The following is a 19155-nucleotide window of genomic DNA, read 5'->3' as shown; positions in this document are numbered from 1 at the left end:
GCGCGGCGGCCAGCCTCGTCCTTCGAGGCCCTGCGGGGTGCTGAGTATGAGGCTGGAGAACGCCTGTGCCTCAGGTGATCCTTCGAGGCGATGTGGATCACACTTCAGGAGGAGACCGTCCAGCCCCGGCAGCATGCTAGCGGATCGTCGATAGCAGCTTGCGCACGCGATCGAGATGCAGCTTCCGCTTTGCATCGGTGGCGCGGTCCATGTCGTGCAGGCTGAGCATCTTGAAATGCAGCCGCTTCGAGCAGAAGGCGGCGATGCCGCGCTTCAAGAGCCGGCGCACCGGATCGCCCATATAGAGACGCACCAGCCACCACGGCGAGCCCGTCGTCGTCAGCGCATAGAGCAGCCTGATATTGGTAAGCTGCGGCACGATACGGCCGCCGGCGGCGTCATGGCTGAAGGCGACCCCGGGGGCGAAGACACGGTCGAAGAAACCCTTCAGGATGGCGGGGAAATTGAACCACCATTGCGGAAAGACGAGAATGAGGCCATCGGCAGCATTCAGGCGGGCAACGATGTCGGCTAAGGCTGAGGTGTCGTAGGGCTGGTCGAAATAGCCGCCGCGCTCAGCCTTCGAAAGACGAGGATCGAAATTCTCAGCATAGAGATCGAGCAGATCGACAACATGGCCGGAGGCTTCCAGTGCTTCGCGCGCGGTCCTCGCCACGGCAGCGGCGAAACTGTCCTCCAGTGGATGGGCAAGTACCAGCAGGATACGCATTGTCAGAACAGGCTTCCCTGCTTCGGCGGTTCTGCGGGTTTTACGCTGCGCTTCTTGGCACCGGCCGGCGGTGCGCCGCCTTCCGTGGTCATGGCGCCGACACGACCGTCGGCGAATTCGATGGCGATTCCCATGCCGGCGGAGAGTTGGGCAGCCTGCGAGACTGGCCTGTTATCCTCATCGCGAATGACGGCGTAGCCGCGCTTCAGCACATTCTTATAGGAGAGCGACTGCAGCACGCGGTCCTGCGAAGAAAGCTCGGCGCGCGCGCGGGTCAGCTGGTGGCGGATCGCCGTATCGGCATGGCGAGAAAGATTGCCGAGGCGTTCGCGACCGCGGTCGGTCTGGGTCTTCAGCCGGGCCGGCAGTGAGGCGAGGATGGCTTCGGCACGATCGACGCGCGATTTCGAGCGGTCGATCAGCCGCTCGACCATGCGCTCGGCCCGGGCCATGCGCTCGTTCAACGTCTGGCGACGCTCGGCGATGCGGCCGGCGAGCAGCTCGGGGCGCAGATGCGCGCCGACGCGCTCGAAGCCGCGGCGCTTGTTGATGGTGTTGAGCTCCAGCCCGCGGCCGAGACCGGTTGCCGCCTCGTCGAAACGGCGGCGCGGCAAGGCGAGAAGCTGATCGAGCGACGGCAATGCCCGCATCAGGGCACGCACCGACTGGCGGCGCTGATCCATCTGCCGGTTCATGCAGCCCTGCAGGCGCGCGGCAAGAGCGGCGGCCTGCGCCTCGAGCTCCGCCTTGACCGGCACTGCCATTTCGGCGGCCCCCGTCGGCGTCGGCGCACGGACATCGGCGGCATAGTCGATCAGCGTCCAGTCGGTCTCATGCCCGACGGCCGAGATCAGCGGTATCCGGCTTTCGGCCGCGGCACGCACGACGATTTCGTCGTTGAAGCTCCAGAGATCTTCCAGGCTGCCGCCACCGCGCGCGACGATCAGCACATCCGGGCGCGGGATGGCGCCTGAATGTTCCAGCGCGTTGAAGCCGCGGATGGCGTTCGCCACCTCCTCGCCGGATCCCTCGCCCTGAACCTTCACCGGCCAGACGAGGACGTGCACGGGAAAACGATCGGAGATGCGGTGAAGAATATCGCGGATGACGGCGCCGGTCGGCGAGGTGACGACGCCGATGACGCTCGGCATGAAGGGCAGCCGCTTCTTGCGGGCAGCATCGAACAGGCCTTCGGCACCGAGCTTGCGCTTGCGCTCCTCGATCAGCGCCATCAGAGCGCCGGCGCCGGCCGGCTCCAGCGTCTCGATGACGATCTGATATTTCGAGGAACCCGGAAAGGTGGTGACCTTGCCGGTGGCGATGACTTCCATGCCCTCTTCCGGGCGGAACTTCAGCCGCGAGAAGGTGCCCTTCCAGATGACGGCGTCGATGCGGGCGCGATCGTCCTTCAGCGCAAAATAGGCATGGCCCGAGGAGTGCGGCCCACGATAGCCGGAGATCTCGCCACGCACGCGAACCTGGTCGAAGGCGGTTTCGACGGTGCGCTTGATCGAGCCGGAAAGTTCCGAAACCGAATATTCGGCAAGGTTGGTCGGCGAATCGCCGTCGAAGACGTTGCTCATCCCCTCTTTCTATGTCCATCCGCTGGAAACAGGAAGGGTGGCACGGGCCTTGGGATCGGTTTTCCCAGCCGTTGAAATCGTTGTCGAAGGGGTTCGTCGCAATTGCATCAAGCGTGTTAGTCTCCTGGCATCCTGCACATGCACTCGTTGCAGCCGGACGAACTAACAACAAAATCGAGTAAATATGTTTTGTCGCGGAACGGATAGTTAGAATATGCGTTTTACCCGAAAGGGATTGCTAACCACTGTAATACAAAGGCTTTTCGGCAAAGCCTGCCGGTAAATCTTTGTTAGTTGGCGCTTCCTATGCTTCCCCTCGTTATCTCTGGGAATGTGCTGAAATGATTATTCTCACAGCAGCAGCATTGGGCGTCAGCGCCGGGCAGACGCGTTCGGCTGGCGTGATCGCGCTGGTCGCCGCGCTGATCGGAATCACATTCGCGCTGGCGGCGATAACCTCGCCGGGGCCGGTGTCCATTCTGGCATTCGTCTATGCCGTGCTCGGCTATAATGGCGGCCTCATGCTCTTCGTACTCGGGCTTTATGCCAATCAGCGCCTTCGCCGCGCCATGCGCGTTTCGCACTAACAGCGCGTCGCGATCTGTCAGATTGGCTTCCCGCGCTTACGCTGTTTTACGCATGTCGTTATCGCGACATTCCTACCCCGTCCTGAAGATTGCCGGCGTCAGTTCGTCGCCGGCCGATAGCGAAAGAACTGAACGCCCACGTCCGCCGCCTTCGGAAGCGGTTCCAGATAGGGCGGGATATTGCCCTTGCCGAGCTGGGAGTAGAGCCCATCTGGCTTCAGTTCTGCGATCTCGCGCGTCTGCAGGTCGCCGGGGCAGAAGGCAAGCACCGTCACGCCGGTCCCCTTGAGGAAGGCTTCCGCCTCCTGCGGCTCCGCCATACCGATATGCAATTCCGTCAGCATGCCGCCCTGATTGCGATGATAGGGCGCGGAGAGAACCCGGTTCGCGGTGAAGCGGAGGATCGGCACGCCCATTTCCGACGGCGCCGAGACCAGTCCGGCCGGTAGCCCGGCGAGCGGCGCCAGCGCCGCTTGCGATGTGCAGGAAATCTTCTTGGCCGGCTCTGCCGCCTTCTTCTGCGCAGCATTCTCCATCTGCAGCGAGATAAACCCGCCGCCGACCGCCCAGGCAGCCGGAGCACTGGCGAGCACGGTGACGATGTAGACGAAGGCGGCTGCGACATTCTCGCTGTCGCCGTTGGAGATGCGGCGGACATCTATAATCAACAGGGCAAGCGGCAGGATGGAGATCAGGTTCGAGAACGTCGAGCCGCGCACCTGGATCAGTGCGATTGCCCAGCTCGTCATCAGCAGGAAGAGCAGGATCAGGTGGATCTGCACGCGGTCACGCTGAACAACGCGGAAGATGCAGACGGCGATGCCGAACAGGCCGGCCGCATAGAAGCCACCGATCGAGAAGGGATCGGTGCGCCCGAGAGCGAAAATCGACTGCGCTTCCGAAACATTTCTCAGCCAGAGTTCAACCAGCATCGGGTCGAGACCGGCCAGCGGATCGCTCAGGCATTGCGGTGCGATCACGATCGCCGAACCGAGAACGCCGGCGCCGACGACGGCGAGTGCGGCAAAGCGCAAGGGCCGGCGCAGGTGGCTGGCAAAAACCGCCGAAAACAACAGCAACCCGCCGCCGATCGCCGCCAGGCTGTAGTAGCCGAGCGAGAGATTGTCGCAGGTGACCGTCGAATAAAGCCGGGGCGGCACCGTTGCAAAGAAGAGAATGCTGATCGCAATCGCCAGCGCCAGCCCGAAGGCCTTGGCGGCGGCGGCGAAATCTTCGCCCTCCCATGCCCAGAGCAGGGCGATGGCCAGGCAGACGGCGGCGACGAAGGGGGTCGTCTCGGCGCCGATGGCGATGGCAACGGCTGCCGCGATGCCGGCGACCGCATAGCTCCAGGCGCGACGCTCGGGATCCAGCAGCATCGCGATCATCGTCGCGACCAACGCCAGCTGTGCATTGTGATGATCGATGGCGCCCGGGGCGAAACGGTTTCCGGTGTAGATCGCAAGACCGGTCAAGCCGAGACTGATGTGCATGGCGGCAACGCCGCCGATGCGCCGACCGGCAACCGCCATGGCGAGCATGGCGGGCAGGATGAGCGATACCGGCCACACGCCGAGCGCCAGCGCCTCTGCCGTCTCATGGGGTACAAGCAGACCGAAGAACCAGATCAGCGAGGCGATCGGCAGGTCGATCAGCCGCGACCAGTGCATCAGCGTGCCGCCATCGAGGCCGAGACGATATTGCATCAGATCGAACCAGCCCTGCCCGGCCAGAAAATCGCGAACTTCGACGAGACGCATTCCGTCGTCATTGTCGGGGCCGACGTAATCGGTGGCACCGGAAAGCTTGGTGATGAGGATGGCGGCGGCAAGGATGACGCTATAGGCGATGACGGTTGGCCAGAGACGCCTTAGCAGGTCGCGTAGCCCGCCCCTGGGAGCGGGCAACCCGCCCCTGGGAGCGTCGATCGCGGAGGATGCATGGGGGATCGGCTGCACAGCGTTCATTGTGGTTAGCGCTTCGTTTCCGGATAGCGAAGCTTAGCCGCCGCCGATCAAGAAAGTGTAAAGCCGTTTGTGGCAGCCGCTGATTTTGCCTGCGTCATAGGGTCTTATTAACGGCGCGTGATTTAGGCTGAGCGCGGCTTTCAGTGTAACGAGTAGAGTCATGGCCCGATCGCGTACCGACAATCTGAATATTGCCGTCCTGCTTCCCTGCTATAATGAAGCGGCGACGATCGGCCCAGTCGTCCAGGGCTTCCGGGCGACGCTGCCCGATGCTGCGATCCATGTCTACGACAACAATTCCACCGACGGCACCGCGCTGCAGGCAATGCTTGCCGGCGCGCATGTCGTGCGCGAGCGGCGGCAAGGCAAGGGCCATGTCGTGCGCCGCATGTTCGCCGATATCGACGCCGACATCTACATCATCGCCGACGGCGACGGCACCTATGCGCCCGAGGATGCCGAAGAACTGGTGCGCACGCTGCTGACGGAGCGCGCCGACATGGTGGTCGGCACTAGGCGCGGCGTACACGCCGATGCCGGCCGTCAAGGCCATGCGTTCGGCAACCGGCTTTTCAACCTGCTCTACCGGATGATCTTCGGCCCTGATTTCACCGATATCTTCTCCGGCTACCGCGCGTTTTCGCGCCGCTTCGTCAAGAGCTTCCCGGCGGTATCAGGCGGCTTCGAGATCGAAACCGAAATGTCCGTGCATGCCTCCCGGCTGAAGCTGCCGGTCAGCGAACTGGAGCTCGACTACGGCCGCCGGCCGGAAGGCTCGCACTCCAAGCTTTCGACGTTCCGCGACGGCGCCAAGATCCTCTGGATGTTCGCGATGCTGATGAAGGAAACCCGGCCCTTCGCCTTCTTCAGCGCGATCAGCGCCACCTTCATGCTGGCGAGCCTCGGCTTCATGGCGCCGGTGCTGGCGGAATATTTCGAAACGGGTCTTGTCAGCCGCATGCCGACCTGGGTGCTGTCGACGGCGCTGATGATGATCTCCTTCATGCTGTTCACCGCCGGCGTCATCCTGGATTCCGTTGCGCGCGCCCGCGCGGAACAGCTCCGTATCCATTATATGGGCCTGGAGAGGCCGAGCGCGTTGAAGGCGCCGCTCAGCGACGCAGGGCCGGTATCGCGCGCGCGTCCCGGCAAGGCGGATGCGGCATGAAAAAGCTCATCCGATTCACCATCGCCGGCGGCATCGGCTTCCTCGTCGATGCCGGCATCCTGTCGGTGCTGCTCGCTCTGACGCCGCTCGGACCGTTTCTGGCCCGGCTCGTGGCGATCGCCTTGGCGATGGCCTCGACCTGGGCTTTCAACCGGAGCTTCACCTTCGATCGCTCCGGCCGTTCGCTTGCCGCCGAGGGCTTCCGCTATGGCTCCGTCGGGGTGACGGCAGCGCTCGTCAATTACGGGCTCTATTCCGCGCTGCTGCTGTCGCTGCCGGCACTTCAGCCACTGGCGGCCATGGTGATCGCCAGCATCGCCTCGATGATCTTCAGCTTCTTCGGCTATTCGCGCTTCGTCTTCCGCGCCGAGTGACTAGAGCGCCGCGTGTCCAACAGGACGCGCTAAGGACGGTCTAACCCTATGAAGTGGCGTATAATCCTTTCCGAAAATCGATTCCGATTTTCGGGGTTATGCGCTAGACCGCCTCCCAGCCGTCCTTCTCGCTGGCGCGATAGATCGCGTCGATCACCTTCTGGTTCAGCTTCGAATTTTCGAGCGTGACGATCTCTTCCTTGCCGTTCGTCACCGCCCGGGCGAAGGCCTCGACCTGCCGCTTGTACTGGCGGCTGTCCTGAAAGCGGAAGATGCGCGATTCATTGTGACTGCGGTCGGCAAGCTCGATCTCTTCCGGTCCCCAGCGATTGGCGTTGAACGGCGACTTGACTTCGATGTAGCCTTCGGTGCCGTGGAAGACCATGACCTGGCGGTTGGCCATTTGCGTCGAGATATAGAAGCTCAGCTCGAAATCGCCGAAATCGGCCTTGACGCTCGAATAGATATCCGTGCCGAAATCCGCATCGCGCTCGGTGATCGCCTGGATCCACAGCGGCTCCTTGCCGGTGGAAAAACGCGTGCCCATGACGGGATAGACGCCGATATCGGGAAGGCCGCCGCCGCCGAGCTCGGGAACGTTGCGCATGTTGGCGGGATCGCGGTTGAAATAGGTGAAGGCGCCCTGCACATGCCGGAGCGACCCGATGGCGCCCTCGTCGATCAACGAGCGCACCTTCTGCCAGACCGGCGAATAGGTGATCATGTAGGCTTCGCTGACCACCACCCGGTTGCGGTCGCGGGCGGCGATCACGTCGTCGATATCGTCTGCCTTCAGCGCCAACGGCTTTTCGCAGAGCACGTGCTTGCCGGCATCCGCCGCCTTGATCGACCATTCGATATGCTGCGAGGTCGGCAGCGGGATGTAGACGGCGTCGATGAGGTCTGAGGCCAGCATCTCCTCGTAGGAGCCGAAGGCATGCGGCACTGAGAAGCGGTCGGCCATCTCCCTTGCGCGCTTGAGATCACGGCTGGCAATGGCCGTGACGACACAATTTTCCGCATCCTGGATCGCCGGAACGACATTGTCGCGGCCGATCTTCGCCGTTGAAATGATACCGAAACGCAGCATGATCGAAGCCTCCCGAAATTGAGTTCGGCGAACCATATTCAGGCCTTCGCTGCGGCGCAATGGCGCGGTCGGAAATCACGGAAGTTTGCCTTCCCGGATGCCCGGAATGCGCTAGGTTCTGTCGGGGCGGCGTTCTGCCGTATCCGCAATTTCAATTCCTTCACACTTCTGGAGAGCGTCATGGAAATGCGCCGGCTTGGAAAAACAGGTCTTTCGGTTGCGCCGATCGTCATCGGCGGCAATGTCTTCGGCTGGACGGCCGACGAAAAAACATCCTTCGCCATTCTCGATGCCTTCTTCGACGCGGGCCTGAATACGATCGATACGGCCGATGTCTATTCCTCGTGGGTTCCGGGCAACAAGGGCGGCGATTCCGAGGAGATCATCGGGCGCTGGCTAAGCCAAACCAAGGTCTCCCGCGACAAGGCCGTCATCGTCACCAAGGTCGGCTCCGACATGGGACAGGGAAAGACGCTGAAGGAGACCTATATCCTTAAGGCGGTCGAGGATTCGCTGCGCCGGCTGCAGACCGACTATATCGACCTTTATCTATCGCACTGGCCGGATGCAGATACGCCGCACGAGGAAACGCTCGGTGCCTATGCCAAGCTGAAGCAGCAGGGCAAGATCCGCGCCATCGGCTGCTCGAACTATGATGCGACGCTGCTTCAGGCCTCGTTCGAGGCGGCCGAAAAGGCCGGCCTGCCGCGTTACGATGTACTGCAACCGGAATATAATCTCTATGAACGTTCGAGCTTCGAGGGGCCGCTTGCCGACCTCTGCGTCAAGGAAGACATCGGCGTCATCACCTATTTCAGCCTTGCCGCCGGCTTCCTCACCGGCAAATACCGCAGCAAGGCAGATACTGAAGGCCGCGCACGCGAGGGCCGGGTTTCGAAATATTTCGACGACAAGGGCCTGCGCATTCTGGCCGCGCTCGACAAGGTTTCGGCCGAAACCGGCGCCAAGCCGGCGGAAATATCGCTCGCCTGGTTGTTGCGCAAGAAGGGCGTGACGGCGCCGATCGCCAGCGCGACCAGCCTTTCGCAGCTTGAAAGCCTGGCGAAATCGGCGACACTTGCGCTTTCCGATGATGCGATGGCGCTGCTCGACGAAGCCGGTGCCTGAAAGAAAGAGACTCCATGACCGTGACGATACGTGAGGCCCGCCCCGAGGACGAAGCCCGCTGGCGCGAGCTCTGGGCGGCCTATCTCGTCTTTTACGACGTCACGGTCGATGCCGATATCACCGATTCCACATGGCGCCGGGTCTTCGATCCGGCGTCGGCGATCGCAATGCGCGTCGCCGAAATCGACGGCCGGATCATGGGATTTGCGCTTTATCTCACCCATGAGGGCACGTGGATCCGCGGCAGGGACTGCTATCTCGAAGACCTGTTCGTCGATGCCGAAGCGCGCGGCAAAGGGGTCGGGCGGGCACTGATGGACGATCTCGTTTCAACCTGCAAAGCCAAGGGCTGGTCGCGGCTCTATTGGCATACGAGCGAGCAGAACAGAACGGCGCGGGCACTCTACGACAGCTATGTCGAGAGCGACGGCCATATCCGCTATCGCATCACCTTCTGAGCACCGCATCAGTTTCTGAGCGGGGGAAAGCCTTCGTAAAAGGCGGCATGATCGCCTTCCCAATTGGCCATGCCGGGTTTGGTCAGGATGCCGCGCGGGCTGACATAACTCTGGATCACCCGCTTCGGCCGTTCGTGCCACTGGATATTGAAGGCCCAGAGCTTCGGGAAGAAGCAGAGCGAGGCATAAGGCAGGTGGTCGTGAATCCACCAGGCGAGCCGCTGCCAGTCGCTTTCATCGTGGTAATGGTCGATCATCCACGGCACGGCAATGCAGACGGCTGCACCCATGCAGCCGTCAAAATCTCTCATATCCCAGATGTGATGCGCTGATGTGGCGGCATTGGTCGAGCAGTTCAGCTTGTTCTCATTGCCGAACCTGTTGACCGCAGGCGAACGATAGCCGGAACGGATGTGCAGGCGCCCGAACGTCGCCTCTAGCGGCTCCAGCAATTCCTCGCAGAGCCTCTTGCCTGTCTCGATCGCCAGATCGGGATCCTCGGGGATATTAGGGATGCGGTAGAAATCGGCGATTTCGGAGTGCAGGAAATCGCGGAGAAAGAAGTTTTGCGACAGCCGCACACGGCCGAGATCCTCCAGACCCTTCATCGAATTCGGCTTTCGCATGACGTCATTCTCCTGCGCATCGACGGGAGGAATCATCGCCCGGCACCGATTTCCAGTCCACCCGAAATCGATTGGGAACAATTAGCGCGATCTTCTCTTCTTAATGTGTCGCCGCATTCGCGGTTTTCCCCAGAACAAGGATCGAGAAAATGGCCAAGGAAAAGACGTTGGAAGATCTCTTCTACGACACGCTGAAGGACATCTACTTCGCCGAACGGCAGATATTGCGCGCCCTGCCGAAGATGGCACGTGCCGCCCAGTCCGCCGAACTGAAGAAGGGCTTTGAAAAACATCGCGAAGAAACCGAAGGCCAGGTCGAACGCCTGCAGCAGGTTTTCGAGCTGATCGGCAAACGCGCCCAGGGCAAGACCTGCGAGGCGATCCAGGGCATCATCGCCGAGGGCGAGGAAATCATGGAGGAATTCAAGGGCACATCAGCTCTCGATGCCGGCCTGATCTCTGCGGCTCAAGCCGTCGAGCATTATGAAATCGCCCGTTACGGCACGCTGAAGACCTGGGCCGCGACCCTCGGTCTGAAGGAGGTCGTCGGCCTGCTCGACCAGACGCTGCAGCAGGAAACGGCCACCGACAAAACCCTCTCCCAGCTTGCCACCACGGCCGCAAACCAGAAGGCAAAGGCTGCCTGATGCAAACGGCGTCCTAATGAGAACGGGCGGCCCGGTTTCCATTCCTTACCGGCCGCCCGTATCCTGTTCACTGTATCTGAAGAAATCGATGAAGGCGCGCAGCGCCGGCCGCATCTGCCGCCGGGAGGGGTAATAGAGAAACGGCCCGGCATAGGGCGCGCACCAATCTTCCAGCACCCGCACAAGTTTGCCGCTCGCCAGTTCGTCATAGACCCGCATGTCGAAGAGATAGGCAAGGCCGGCGCCGTTCAGCGCCGCAAGCAGGGCCAGCCGGTCATCACTGACGATCAGCGGCCCGTCGACCGAAACGACAAGTTCCTGCCCGTCCTTTTCGAATTCCCAGCGATAGATCGAGCCGTTGGTAAAGCGCCGCTTAATGCAGCGGTGATGGACGAGATCACGCGGATGCTCGGGCTTTGGATGATGCTCGAAATATTCGGACGAAGCGGCGATCACCGTCGTCAGATTAGGCGAGATCCTGACCGCGATCATGTCGGCCTCCAGGCTCTCCTCCAGCCGAATACCGGCGTCGAAGCCCTCCTTGACGATATCGGTGAAGCCATCCTCATTGGCGATCTCCAGGGCGATATCCGGATAGAGGTTGAGAAAGTCGCCGAGCCGCGGAGCGAGCAGCAGATCGGAGGCGAAGCGCGGCGCGGTGATGCGCAGGTTTCCGGCCGGCTTGGCGCGCGTATCGCGGACGGCCTCCAAGGCAATATCGATCTCCTCGAGTGCTGGACGAAGTCTTTCAAGCAGCAGGCGGCCCTCTTCCGTCGGCGCAACGCTGCGGGTGGTCCGCGCCAGAAGCCGCACCCCCAGACTGTCTTCGAGGCTCGATATCGCATGGCTGATGGCCGAAGGCGCGACGAGGAGTTCCTTCGCCGCCGACCGGAAGCTGCGATGCTCCGAGACGGCGGCGAGAACGGCGAGTTGCGAAAGCTGGGTTCTGTTCATTGATCGAAATAATAGAACAACCCGTTAGAAACTGCATGTATTTTCTGATTGATGTGGCAGCGATATGGTCTGCCGGTACCGCAACGATCCGTTAGCGGTTCAAAATCAGCTCAAGGAGCGCATCATGAAAACCCGGAAACTCGGAAACGATCTGACCGTCTCTGCCGTCGGTCTTGGCTGCATGGGCATGAGCTTTGCCTATGGCGCCAGCGACGATGCGGAATCGATCAGGACACTGCATCGCGCCATCGATCTCGGCGTGACCTTCTTCGACACCGCCGAAGTCTATGGTCCCTTTACCAACGAGGTTCTTCTTGGCAAAGCGCTGAAGCCATTCCGCGACCGCGTGGTGATCGCCACCAAATTCGGCTTCAAGATCGACGCCAGCAAGCCGGGTACTGCCGCCATCGCCGGCGTCGACAGCCGCCCCGAGCATGTGCGGGTGGTGGCCGAGGCCTCGCTGAAACGCCTCGGCATCGAAACCATCGACCTCTTCTACCAGCACCGGGTCGATCCTGACGTACCGATCGAGGAGACGGTCGGCGTCATGGCTGAACTAGTGAAGGAAGGCAAGGTCCGGGCGCTCGGGCTTTCGGAAGCCGGCAGCGCCACCATTCGCCGCGCCCATGCGGTCCATCCGATCGCTGCCCTGCAGAGCGAATATTCGCTCTGGACGCGCGATCCCGAAGAGGAAGTGCTTGAGACATGCCGCGAACTCGGCATCGGCTTCGTGCCCTACAGCCCGCTTGGGCGCGGCTTCCTGACCGGGGCGATCCGCAAGGCGGAGGATCTCGACGCGGACGATTTCCGCCGGCAGGTGCCACGTTTCCAGGCGGAAAATTTCGACGCCAATGCCGCCCTCGTCGCGACGCTCGAGCGGCTTGCCGCTGAGAAAGGCGTGACGGCAGCACAGCTGGCGCTGGCCTGGGTGTTGAACCAGGGCGACGACATCGTGCCGATCCCCGGCGCCCGTAAGCTTCATCATCTCGAACAGAACGCCGCGGCCGCCGATATCGTGCTGAGCCCGGCGGAACTTGCGAGGCTTGAAGAGATCATCCCGGCCGGGCAGGTCGCCGGCAAGCGCTATTCGGACGCCTCGCTTGCCATGACGAACATCTGAACCCATACCGAAACAGAGAGCGAAAGCCCGGTCGTCCACAACCGGCCGGGCTTGCCTTCGGGCCTGGCGAAACTATCTAACGCCATCTCTGAGAACGGGATGAGAATATGTCGGACAGACAGGCAGTCGAACAGACGGTTCATCTCTATGTCGAAGGCATGGCCTTCGCCAATGAGGCAGCCTTGAAAAAGGCCTTTCATCCGAAAAGCTCGATCATCGGCCATTACGAAAATGCCGTCGAATGGCTGACGCGGGACGAATTCATCGCCGCGATCCTGGCGGAGGAGCCGGCGCCGCCCGGCACGCAGCCCTACATGGACATCCAGAGCGTCGATGTCGAAGGCGATGCGGCAAGCGTCAAGGTCACCGACGATTTCGCCGGCATGCGCTTTACCGATTATCTCTCGCTGCTGAAGATCGACGGCCGCTGGACGATCGTCGGCAAACTCTTCCATCTGCATCGGTGAAAAGACCGGCCGCTGTTCGCGACCGGTCCATGATTTGACGACGTTGGGTGAAGCTCAGCTTCTGAGGACACCGCCGGTGAATTTCGCAACGCTGGCGACAATCTTCTGCGTCAGCGCCTCGAAATCCTCGTCCGTCAGCGTGCGCTCGACCGGCTGGATCTGAACCTCGATCGCCACCGACTTCTTGCCGTCGCCAACCGATGCGCCCTCGAAGATGTCGAAGACGTTGACGCCGGTCACCAGCTTGCGGTCGGCGCCTGTGGCAGCCTTGACGATGGCGCCTGCTTCCACCGTCTTGTCGACGACGAAGGCGAAGTCGCGCCGGACCACCTGGAAGGGTGACAGTTCGAGCGCCGGCTTGGTGCGCGTCGCCTTGCGCTTGGCGTCCGGCATGGCGTCGACATAGACTTCGAAGCCGCACAGCGCGCCGGAGACATCGAGCGCTTCCAGCGTCAGCGGGTGGAATTCGCCGAAATAGCCGAGCACGACTTTCGGCCCCATCTTGATCGTGCCGGAGCGGCCGGGATGATACCATGCCGGCCCGCCCTGCTCGATCTGGATATTGCCCATCGGCAGACCGCAGGCTTCGATGACGGCGAGCGCGTCGGCCTTGGCGTCGAAGACGTCGACCGGCTTGCCGCCGCCCTTGGCGGTGTTCGACCAGGCGCGACCGGCGCCAGCAAGCGAGGCCGTGCCGCGGCGGATGCCGCCGGCAACGCGGCGCTGACCCTCCGGCCTGTCGTTCTCATAAGTGCCGGAGACCTCGAAGAGGGCGACGTCGCCGTAACCCTTGTCGGCATTGCGCTGGGCGGCTGACAGCAGGCCCGGCAGCAGCGAGGGGCGCATATCCGACATTTCGGCGGCGATCGGGTTGGCAAGCTTGAGCGTCGCCGAGCCGCCGCCGAAGAGCTTTGCCTGGTCTTCGGGAATGAAGGACCAGGTGACGGCTTCGAGCATGCCGCGCGCGGCGAGCGCCCGCTTGGCGAGGCGGGTGCGGATCTGCAGCGTCGTCAGAATCTTGCCGTTGACGGCAGCATGGCGTTCGAGCGGCGCCGGCTTGATATTGTCGACGCCGTGGATACGCATGACCTCTTCGACGAGGTCGGCCTTGCCATCGACATCGGGGCGCCACGAGGGAACGGCGACGGAGACGCGCTCGCCGGAACCGGAGACCTTGAAGCCGAGGCGCGTCAGAATCGTGTTGCTTTCCTCATTCGAGACTTCGAGACCCGTCAGGCGCTTGACCTCCGAATAGGGGAAATCGACGATCTTCGGTTCGTAACCCTGGTAGCCGACGATCTCGGCCTTGGCGGCGTTGCCGCCGCAAAGTTCCAGCACCAGTTCCGTCGTGCGTTCAAGACCGGGGACCATATATTCCGGATCAACGCCGCGTTCGAAGCGGTAGCGGGCATCGGTGATGATGCCGAGGCTGCGGCCTGACTTGGCGATGTTCATTGGGTCCCAGAGGGCGGATTCGATCAGCACGTCGACGGTATTCTCGTCGCAGCCGGAATGTTCGCCGCCCATGATGCCGCCGATCGATTCGATGCCATTGTCATCGGAGATGACGACGTTGTTCGGCGACAGCTTGTATTCGCGCTGGTCAAGCGCCAGCACCGTCTCGCCTTCGGCGGCGCGGCGGACGGTCAGGTTGCCCTTGACCTTTGCAGCGTCGAAGACGTGCATCGGCCGGCCCTGATCGAAGGTCATGTAGTTGGTGATATCAACAAGCGCGTTGATGGGGCGCAGGCCGATGGCGATCAGCCGCTGCTGCATCCAGCGCGGGCTCGGGCCGTTCCTGACGCCGCGCACGAGGCGGAGCGCAAAGCCCGGGCAGAGCTTCGGATCGTCGAGATCAAGCGTCAGCTTCACCGGCGTCTCGCCTTCGGTGGCGAAGGACGGGGCGGGCCGCGTCTTCAGCGTGCCGAGGCCGGAGGCGGCGAGATCGCGGGCAATGCCGTGGATCGAGGTGCAGTCCGGCCGGTTGGGCGTCAGGTTAATCTCGATGAGGGGATCGTCGAGATGCGCATAGGCGGCATAACTCTGACCGACCGGCGCATCCTCGGGCAGATCGATGATGCCGTCGTGGCTGTCGGAGATCTGCAGCTCCTTTTCGGAGCACATCATGCCATGGCTCTCGACGCCGCGGATATTGCCGACGGCGAGCGTCACATCGATACCGGGCACATAGGTTCCGGGCGCTGCAAAGGCACCGACGAGGCCGGCGCGCGCATTCGGGGCGCCGCAGACGACCTGGACCGGTGCGCCGGAACCGGTATCGACCATCAGCACCTTCAAGCGATCGGCCTGCGGATGTTTTTCGGCCGAGACGACCCTGGCGATGACGAAGGGCTTGAATGCCGCCTTGTCGTCGACATCCTCGACCTCCAGTCCGATCTCTGTGAGGCGCGTGCAGATTTCTTCGAGGCCGGCATCCGTTTCCAGATGCTCTTTCAGCCAGGAGAGCGTGAATTTCATCGTCCCAATTCTCCGTTCAAGCGCTGAGGCCGCCGAACAGCGTCGGCATGTCGAGCGGGCGGAAGCCGTAATGCGTCATCCAGCGGACGTCGGCGTTGAAGAAGTCGCGCAGGTCGGGCATGCCGTATTTCAGCATGGCGATGCGATCGAGGCCCATGCCCCAGGCAAAACCCTGATATTCGTCCGGATCGAGCCCGCCGTAACGCAGCACGTTCGGGTGGACCATGCCGCAGCCGAGGATTTCCATCCAGTCGGTACCCTCGCCGAACTTGACGATCGGGCCGGAGCGGTCGCACTGGATATCGACCTCGAAAGAGGGCTCGGTGAAGGGGAAGAAGGACGGGCGAAAACGCATCGTCACGCTGTCGACCTCGAAGAAGGTCTTGCAGAATTCTTCCAGCACCCAGCGGAGGTTGGCGACATTGGCCTTCTTGTCGACGACCAGGCCCTCGACCTGATGGAACATCGGCGAATGGGTGGCGTCCGAGTCCTGGCGGTAGGTCTTGCCGGGAATGATGATGCGGATCGGCGGCGTCTGCGCCTCCATGGTGCGCACCTGCACCGGCGAGGTGTGGGTGCGCAGGACCTTGCGCTCACCATTCTCATCCGGGTTGAAGAAGAAGGTGTCGTGCATCTCGCGGGCCGGATGGCCCTCGGGGAAATTCAGCGCGGTGAAATTGTAATAATCGGTCTCGATGTCGGGACCTTCGGCAATCGAGAAGCCCATGTCGGCGAAGATCGCGGTGATCTCATCGACGATCTGGCTGATCGGATGGATACGGCCGCGCTCGGCCGGCGAAGAGCGCACCGGCAGGCTGACGTCGACCGTCTCGGCCTTCAGCCGCGCATCGATCGCCGCTTGCCGCAGCGTCGTCTTGCGGGTGGTGAGCGCCTCGGTCACCGCGTTCTTCAGAACGTTGATCGCCGCGCCCTTGCTTTGGCGCTCTTCCGGCGTCATGGCGCCGAGCGTCTTCAACAGTTCGGAGACGGAGCCCTTCTTGCCGAGGGCGGATACGCGCACGGCTTCGAGCGCCGTCTCGTCATCGGCGGCGGCGATTTCGGCGAGCAGCGATGTGTTGAGCTGGTCGATATCTGACATTGTCACTTCTTTCCGTCCAGTATCAGGCGGGCGATCGGGAGGCAGGCGGCGCCGGCCGGCGCCAGGAATATAAAGAAAGAAAAACCCGCGCTAGCCCAAACCAGCGCGGGTTTCCCAAAATCATAAATTCAAAAGCTTGGGAAGCGCTGGTTACTTGACCGCGCCTTCAAACTCGTTCGCCGTGCCGGCTTCCTTGAGGTATTCAAGAGCCTTCTTGGCAGCGCTGACCAGCGCGCCGAATGCTTCCGGCTCGTGGATCGCCATGTCGGAGAGAACCTTGCGGTCGACTTCGATGCCAGCCTTGGTCAGGCCGTCGATGAAGCGGCCATAAGTCAGGCCGAATTCACGCACAGCGGCATTGATGCGCTGGATCCAAAGCGCACGGAAGTTGCGCTTGTTGACCTTGCGGTCGCGGTAGGCGTACTGCTTCGAACGATCGACAGCAGCCTTGGCGGTACGGATGGTGTTCTTGCGGCGGCCGTAAAAGCCCTTTGCGGCCTTCAGAACCTTCTTGTGCTTGGCGTGAGAGGTGACGCCTCTTTTTACACGTGCCATATCATGATCTCCTTAAATCTAGCGTTCGCGGACGAGTCTCAGAGACCGTTCGGCAGGTAATTCTTGATAACCTTGCGGCCATCCGGTTCTGCGAGAACCATGGTGCCACGTGCATCGCGAATGAACTTGTTGGAACGCTTGATCATGCCATGGCGCTTGCCGGCAGCGGCAGCCTTGACCTTGCCGGTTGCGGTGATCTTGAACCGCTTCTTGGCAGAGGACTTCGTCTTCATCTTGGGCATTTTGCTACTCCTTCTGTCCTCCCTGCGCGCTTCATCAAAAAAGCCCTTCTCGCGAAGTCCGGTTCTCCGGCCGTCGCAACAAGGTGCGGGAGCGTTTGTTGTTGATCTGCGGCATCGGCGACGAACCGTTCCGCAAGCATTCGAAACTGCCACGGCATGCCCTGCCGGTCAGTTCGGACGCGCGCTTATAACCGCAGCGTCATGAAAGTGCAACGGGGCCGCGGAGGAATCTTCGCGCATCCCAAAATACGCCGGCCCAAGTCAGAATGGCAGAAAGCACAAAAGCCGCCCTTGCGGACGGCCTTGGGCGAAAAATTGCCTGGCGCTTATTTCGGCGCCAGCACCATCATCATCTGGCGGCCTTCAAGCTTGGGTTCGGCTTCGACTTTGGCGAACTCGATCGTATCGGCCTTGACCTGCTGCAGAAGCTTCATGCCGAGTTCCTGGTGGGCCATTTCGCGGCCGCGGAACTTCAGCGTCACCTTGACCTTGTCGCCTTCGTCGAAGAAGCGACCCATCGCCTTCATCTTCACCTCATAATCATGGGTGTCGATGTTCGGGCGCATCTTGATTTCTTTGACTTCGACGATCTTCTGCTTCTTGCGCGCCTCGGCAGCCTTCTTCTGGTTGGCATATTTCAGCTTGCCCAGATCGAGGATCTTGCACACCGGCGGTTCAACATTGGGGGAAATTTCGACGAGATCGAGGCCGGCTTCTTCCGCCATTTTCAAAGCCTGGTCGGTGGGCACGATGCCGACATTCTGTCCATCAGCTCCGATCAGCTGAACTTTTGGAATGCGGATTTCACGGTTCGAGCGCGGTCCGTCCTTCACGGGCGCATCGGTTTTAAAAGGTCTGCGAATGGTCGTATTCTCCTCGCGTTGTTTTCGGAACGTTGCAGCATCGCGCTCCCAATCAGGGGTGCACAAACGTGTCGCGTCATCGCTGCAACGGAGTCAATATCATCCTTTAGCGGAAAAATCACCTGCTGTCAGCCTGCCAAGAATCTGTTTTATAGGCCAAAACAACAGGAGTTTCGCCGATGTCCGATCAGATGCCCGATTCCGCGCCGCAGTTCCTGACGGTCGGCGAGGGTGAGGCGGCGCGTGAGATCGCCATGCTCGTCCGCCCCGCGCAGGCCGGCAATGACGCACCGGCGCTCGTCTGGCTGTCCGGCTACCGCTCCGACATGAGCGGCACCAAGGCGGTGGAACTCGACGGGCTGGCGGCGGAACTTGGGCTCGCCTGCATCCGCCTCGACTATTCCGGCCACGGACTTTCCGGCGGTAGCTTCGGCGACGGCACGATCTCGCGCTGGCTGGAGGAGGCGTTTGCCGTCATCCGCCATGTCGCGCCCGATCGGATCATCCTCGTCGGCTCGTCGATGGGCGGCTGGATCGCGCTCAGGCTGGCGCAAGAACTTGCGCGGCGGGGCGGCGAAGGCCCAAAGCTCGCAGGGATGGTGCTGATCGCGCCGGCACCCGATTTCACCTCGGAGCTGATCGAGCCGAACCTGAAGGCCAAGGAGCGCAAATCGCTGGCCGAGCGCGGCTATTTCGAAGAGCGTTCGCAATATAGTCCGGAACCGAACATCTATACACGGGCGCTGATCGAGGACGGCCGCGAGAACCGGGTGCTCGACGGCATCATCGAAACCGGCTGCCCGGTGCATATCCTCCAGGGCATGAAAGACGCCGACGTGCCGCATGCGCATGCGATGAAACTGGTCGAACATCTTCCCGCCGACGACGTGGTGCTGACCTTCATCCGCGACGGCGACCACCGCCTTTCTCGCCCCGGCGACATCGCGCTTCTGTTGAGCGCCGTCAAAGGCATCATCCGTTCATCAACAAATAGGCAGATGCCCGCTTGAATAGCATCG

Annotated in this window: 20 protein-coding genes; 9 read left to right on the top strand and 11 right to left on the bottom strand. The window is 61.8% G+C overall.

Features of this window, described 5'->3' with window-relative positions:
- Positions 1–136 precede the first annotated feature (136 nt).
- Together RLCC275e_RS23150 and xseA are read right to left on the bottom strand one after the other, a co-directional pair.
- Entirely contained in the window at positions 137–730 is a 594-nt protein-coding gene (locus RLCC275e_RS23150) for an NAD(P)H-dependent oxidoreductase (RefSeq protein WP_033181180.1), read from the bottom strand.
- Between the two features lie 2 nt (positions 731–732).
- The gene (xseA, locus tag RLCC275e_RS23145) at positions 733–2313 is read right to left on the bottom strand and encodes an exodeoxyribonuclease VII large subunit (RefSeq protein WP_033181179.1); all 1581 of its coding nucleotides are present in this window, start codon (positions 2311–2313) and stop codon (positions 733–735) included.
- A 341-nt stretch (positions 2314–2654) separates the two neighbouring features.
- On the opposite strand from xseA, the gene RLCC275e_RS23140 reads away from it, so the two are divergent.
- Positions 2655–2900 carry a hypothetical protein gene (locus tag RLCC275e_RS23140; RefSeq protein ID WP_029875611.1) on the top strand — a complete coding sequence of 82 codons (246 nt, stop codon included), beginning with the start codon at positions 2655–2657 and terminating at the stop codon, positions 2898–2900.
- 98 nt (positions 2901–2998) lie between these two features.
- On the opposite strand, the gene RLCC275e_RS23135 is transcribed toward RLCC275e_RS23140, so the two are convergent.
- On the bottom strand, positions 2999–4867 hold the full coding sequence (locus tag RLCC275e_RS23135) for a hypothetical protein (RefSeq protein WP_033181178.1): 1869 nt from the start codon (positions 4865–4867) through the stop codon (positions 2999–3001).
- A gap of 160 nt (positions 4868–5027) precedes the next feature.
- Between RLCC275e_RS23135 and RLCC275e_RS23130 the strand changes: the two genes are divergently transcribed.
- Complete coding sequence (locus RLCC275e_RS23130) at positions 5028–6035, top strand: glycosyltransferase (RefSeq protein ID WP_033181177.1); 1008 nt, start codon at positions 5028–5030, stop codon at positions 6033–6035.
- Entirely contained in the window at positions 6032–6409 is a 378-nt protein-coding gene (locus tag RLCC275e_RS23125; RefSeq protein WP_003555938.1) for a GtrA family protein, read from the top strand. Before RLCC275e_RS23130 ends, RLCC275e_RS23125 begins: the two co-directional genes overlap by 4 nt.
- A gap of 103 nt (positions 6410–6512) precedes the next feature.
- Here RLCC275e_RS23125 and RLCC275e_RS23120 read toward each other — a convergent pair whose 3' ends face one another.
- A complete protein-coding gene (locus tag RLCC275e_RS23120) occupies positions 6513–7499 on the bottom strand; it encodes a Gfo/Idh/MocA family protein (RefSeq protein ID WP_033181176.1) in 987 nt (328 codons plus the stop codon).
- A gap of 180 nt (positions 7500–7679) precedes the next feature.
- Between RLCC275e_RS23120 and RLCC275e_RS23115 the strand changes: the two genes are divergently transcribed.
- Both RLCC275e_RS23115 and RLCC275e_RS23110 read left to right on the top strand, forming a co-directional pair.
- Positions 7680–8627, top strand: coding sequence for an aldo/keto reductase (locus RLCC275e_RS23115; protein WP_033181753.1), 948 nt, complete (start codon positions 7680–7682; stop codon positions 8625–8627).
- A gap of 14 nt (positions 8628–8641) precedes the next feature.
- Positions 8642–9085 (top strand): GNAT family N-acetyltransferase, encoded by a 444-nt coding sequence (locus RLCC275e_RS23110; protein ID WP_033181175.1) that lies wholly within the window; start codon positions 8642–8644, stop codon positions 9083–9085.
- Between the two features lie 8 nt (positions 9086–9093).
- On the opposite strand, the gene RLCC275e_RS23105 is transcribed toward RLCC275e_RS23110, so the two are convergent.
- Positions 9094–9747 (bottom strand): hypothetical protein, encoded by a 654-nt coding sequence (locus tag RLCC275e_RS23105; protein ID WP_033181174.1) that lies wholly within the window; start codon positions 9745–9747, stop codon positions 9094–9096.
- Positions 9748–9860: 113 nt separating this feature from the next.
- Here RLCC275e_RS23105 and RLCC275e_RS23100 point away from each other — a divergent pair, with 113 nt between their 5' ends.
- Entirely contained in the window at positions 9861–10358 is a 498-nt protein-coding gene (locus tag RLCC275e_RS23100; protein WP_033181173.1) for a YciE/YciF ferroxidase family protein, read from the top strand.
- A gap of 45 nt (positions 10359–10403) precedes the next feature.
- Here RLCC275e_RS23100 and RLCC275e_RS23095 read toward each other — a convergent pair whose 3' ends face one another.
- Positions 10404–11312, bottom strand: a complete 909-nt coding sequence (locus tag RLCC275e_RS23095) for a LysR family transcriptional regulator (RefSeq protein WP_033181172.1) — start codon at positions 11310–11312, stop codon at positions 10404–10406.
- A 124-nt stretch (positions 11313–11436) separates the two neighbouring features.
- Between RLCC275e_RS23095 and RLCC275e_RS23090 the strand changes: the two genes are divergently transcribed.
- Together RLCC275e_RS23090 and RLCC275e_RS23085 are read left to right on the top strand one after the other, a co-directional pair.
- Entirely contained in the window at positions 11437–12432 is a 996-nt protein-coding gene (locus RLCC275e_RS23090; protein WP_033181752.1) for an aldo/keto reductase, read from the top strand.
- A gap of 107 nt (positions 12433–12539) precedes the next feature.
- On the top strand, positions 12540–12899 hold the full coding sequence (locus tag RLCC275e_RS23085) for a nuclear transport factor 2 family protein (protein ID WP_003555930.1): 360 nt from the start codon (positions 12540–12542) through the stop codon (positions 12897–12899).
- Between the two features lie 54 nt (positions 12900–12953).
- Here the strand turns inward: RLCC275e_RS23085 and pheT are convergent, their stop codons facing one another.
- From pheT to infC, 5 genes are all read right to left on the bottom strand, one after another.
- The gene (gene pheT / locus RLCC275e_RS23080) at positions 12954–15377 is read right to left on the bottom strand and encodes a phenylalanine--tRNA ligase subunit beta (RefSeq protein ID WP_033181171.1); all 2424 of its coding nucleotides are present in this window, start codon (positions 15375–15377) and stop codon (positions 12954–12956) included.
- A gap of 16 nt (positions 15378–15393) precedes the next feature.
- A complete protein-coding gene (gene pheS / locus RLCC275e_RS23075; RefSeq protein WP_033181170.1) occupies positions 15394–16476 on the bottom strand; it encodes a phenylalanine--tRNA ligase subunit alpha in 1083 nt (360 codons plus the stop codon).
- 150 nt (positions 16477–16626) lie between these two features.
- Positions 16627–17031 (bottom strand): 50S ribosomal protein L20, encoded by a 405-nt coding sequence (gene rplT, locus RLCC275e_RS23070; RefSeq protein ID WP_003555927.1) that lies wholly within the window; start codon positions 17029–17031, stop codon positions 16627–16629.
- 38 nt (positions 17032–17069) lie between these two features.
- Positions 17070–17273 carry a 50S ribosomal protein L35 gene (gene rpmI / locus RLCC275e_RS23065; protein WP_003544621.1) on the bottom strand — a complete coding sequence of 68 codons (204 nt, stop codon included), beginning with the start codon at positions 17271–17273 and terminating at the stop codon, positions 17070–17072.
- 326 nt (positions 17274–17599) lie between these two features.
- Positions 17600–18136, bottom strand: a complete 537-nt coding sequence (gene infC, locus RLCC275e_RS23060) for a translation initiation factor IF-3 (RefSeq protein WP_072640862.1) — start codon at positions 18134–18136, stop codon at positions 17600–17602.
- Positions 18137–18315: 179 nt separating this feature from the next.
- On the opposite strand from infC, the gene RLCC275e_RS23055 reads away from it, so the two are divergent.
- Positions 18316–19146 (top strand): alpha/beta hydrolase, encoded by an 831-nt coding sequence (locus RLCC275e_RS23055; RefSeq protein WP_033181168.1) that lies wholly within the window; start codon positions 18316–18318, stop codon positions 19144–19146.
- Positions 19147–19155 lie beyond the last annotated feature (9 nt).

Origin of the sequence: Rhizobium brockwellii, assembly GCF_000769405.2 — a bacterium.
GTDB classification, from domain to species: domain Bacteria; phylum Pseudomonadota; class Alphaproteobacteria; order Rhizobiales; family Rhizobiaceae; genus Rhizobium; species Rhizobium brockwellii.
Note: the sequence above shows the minus strand (reverse complement) of the source record. Positions and strands in the feature narration are given on the sequence as shown.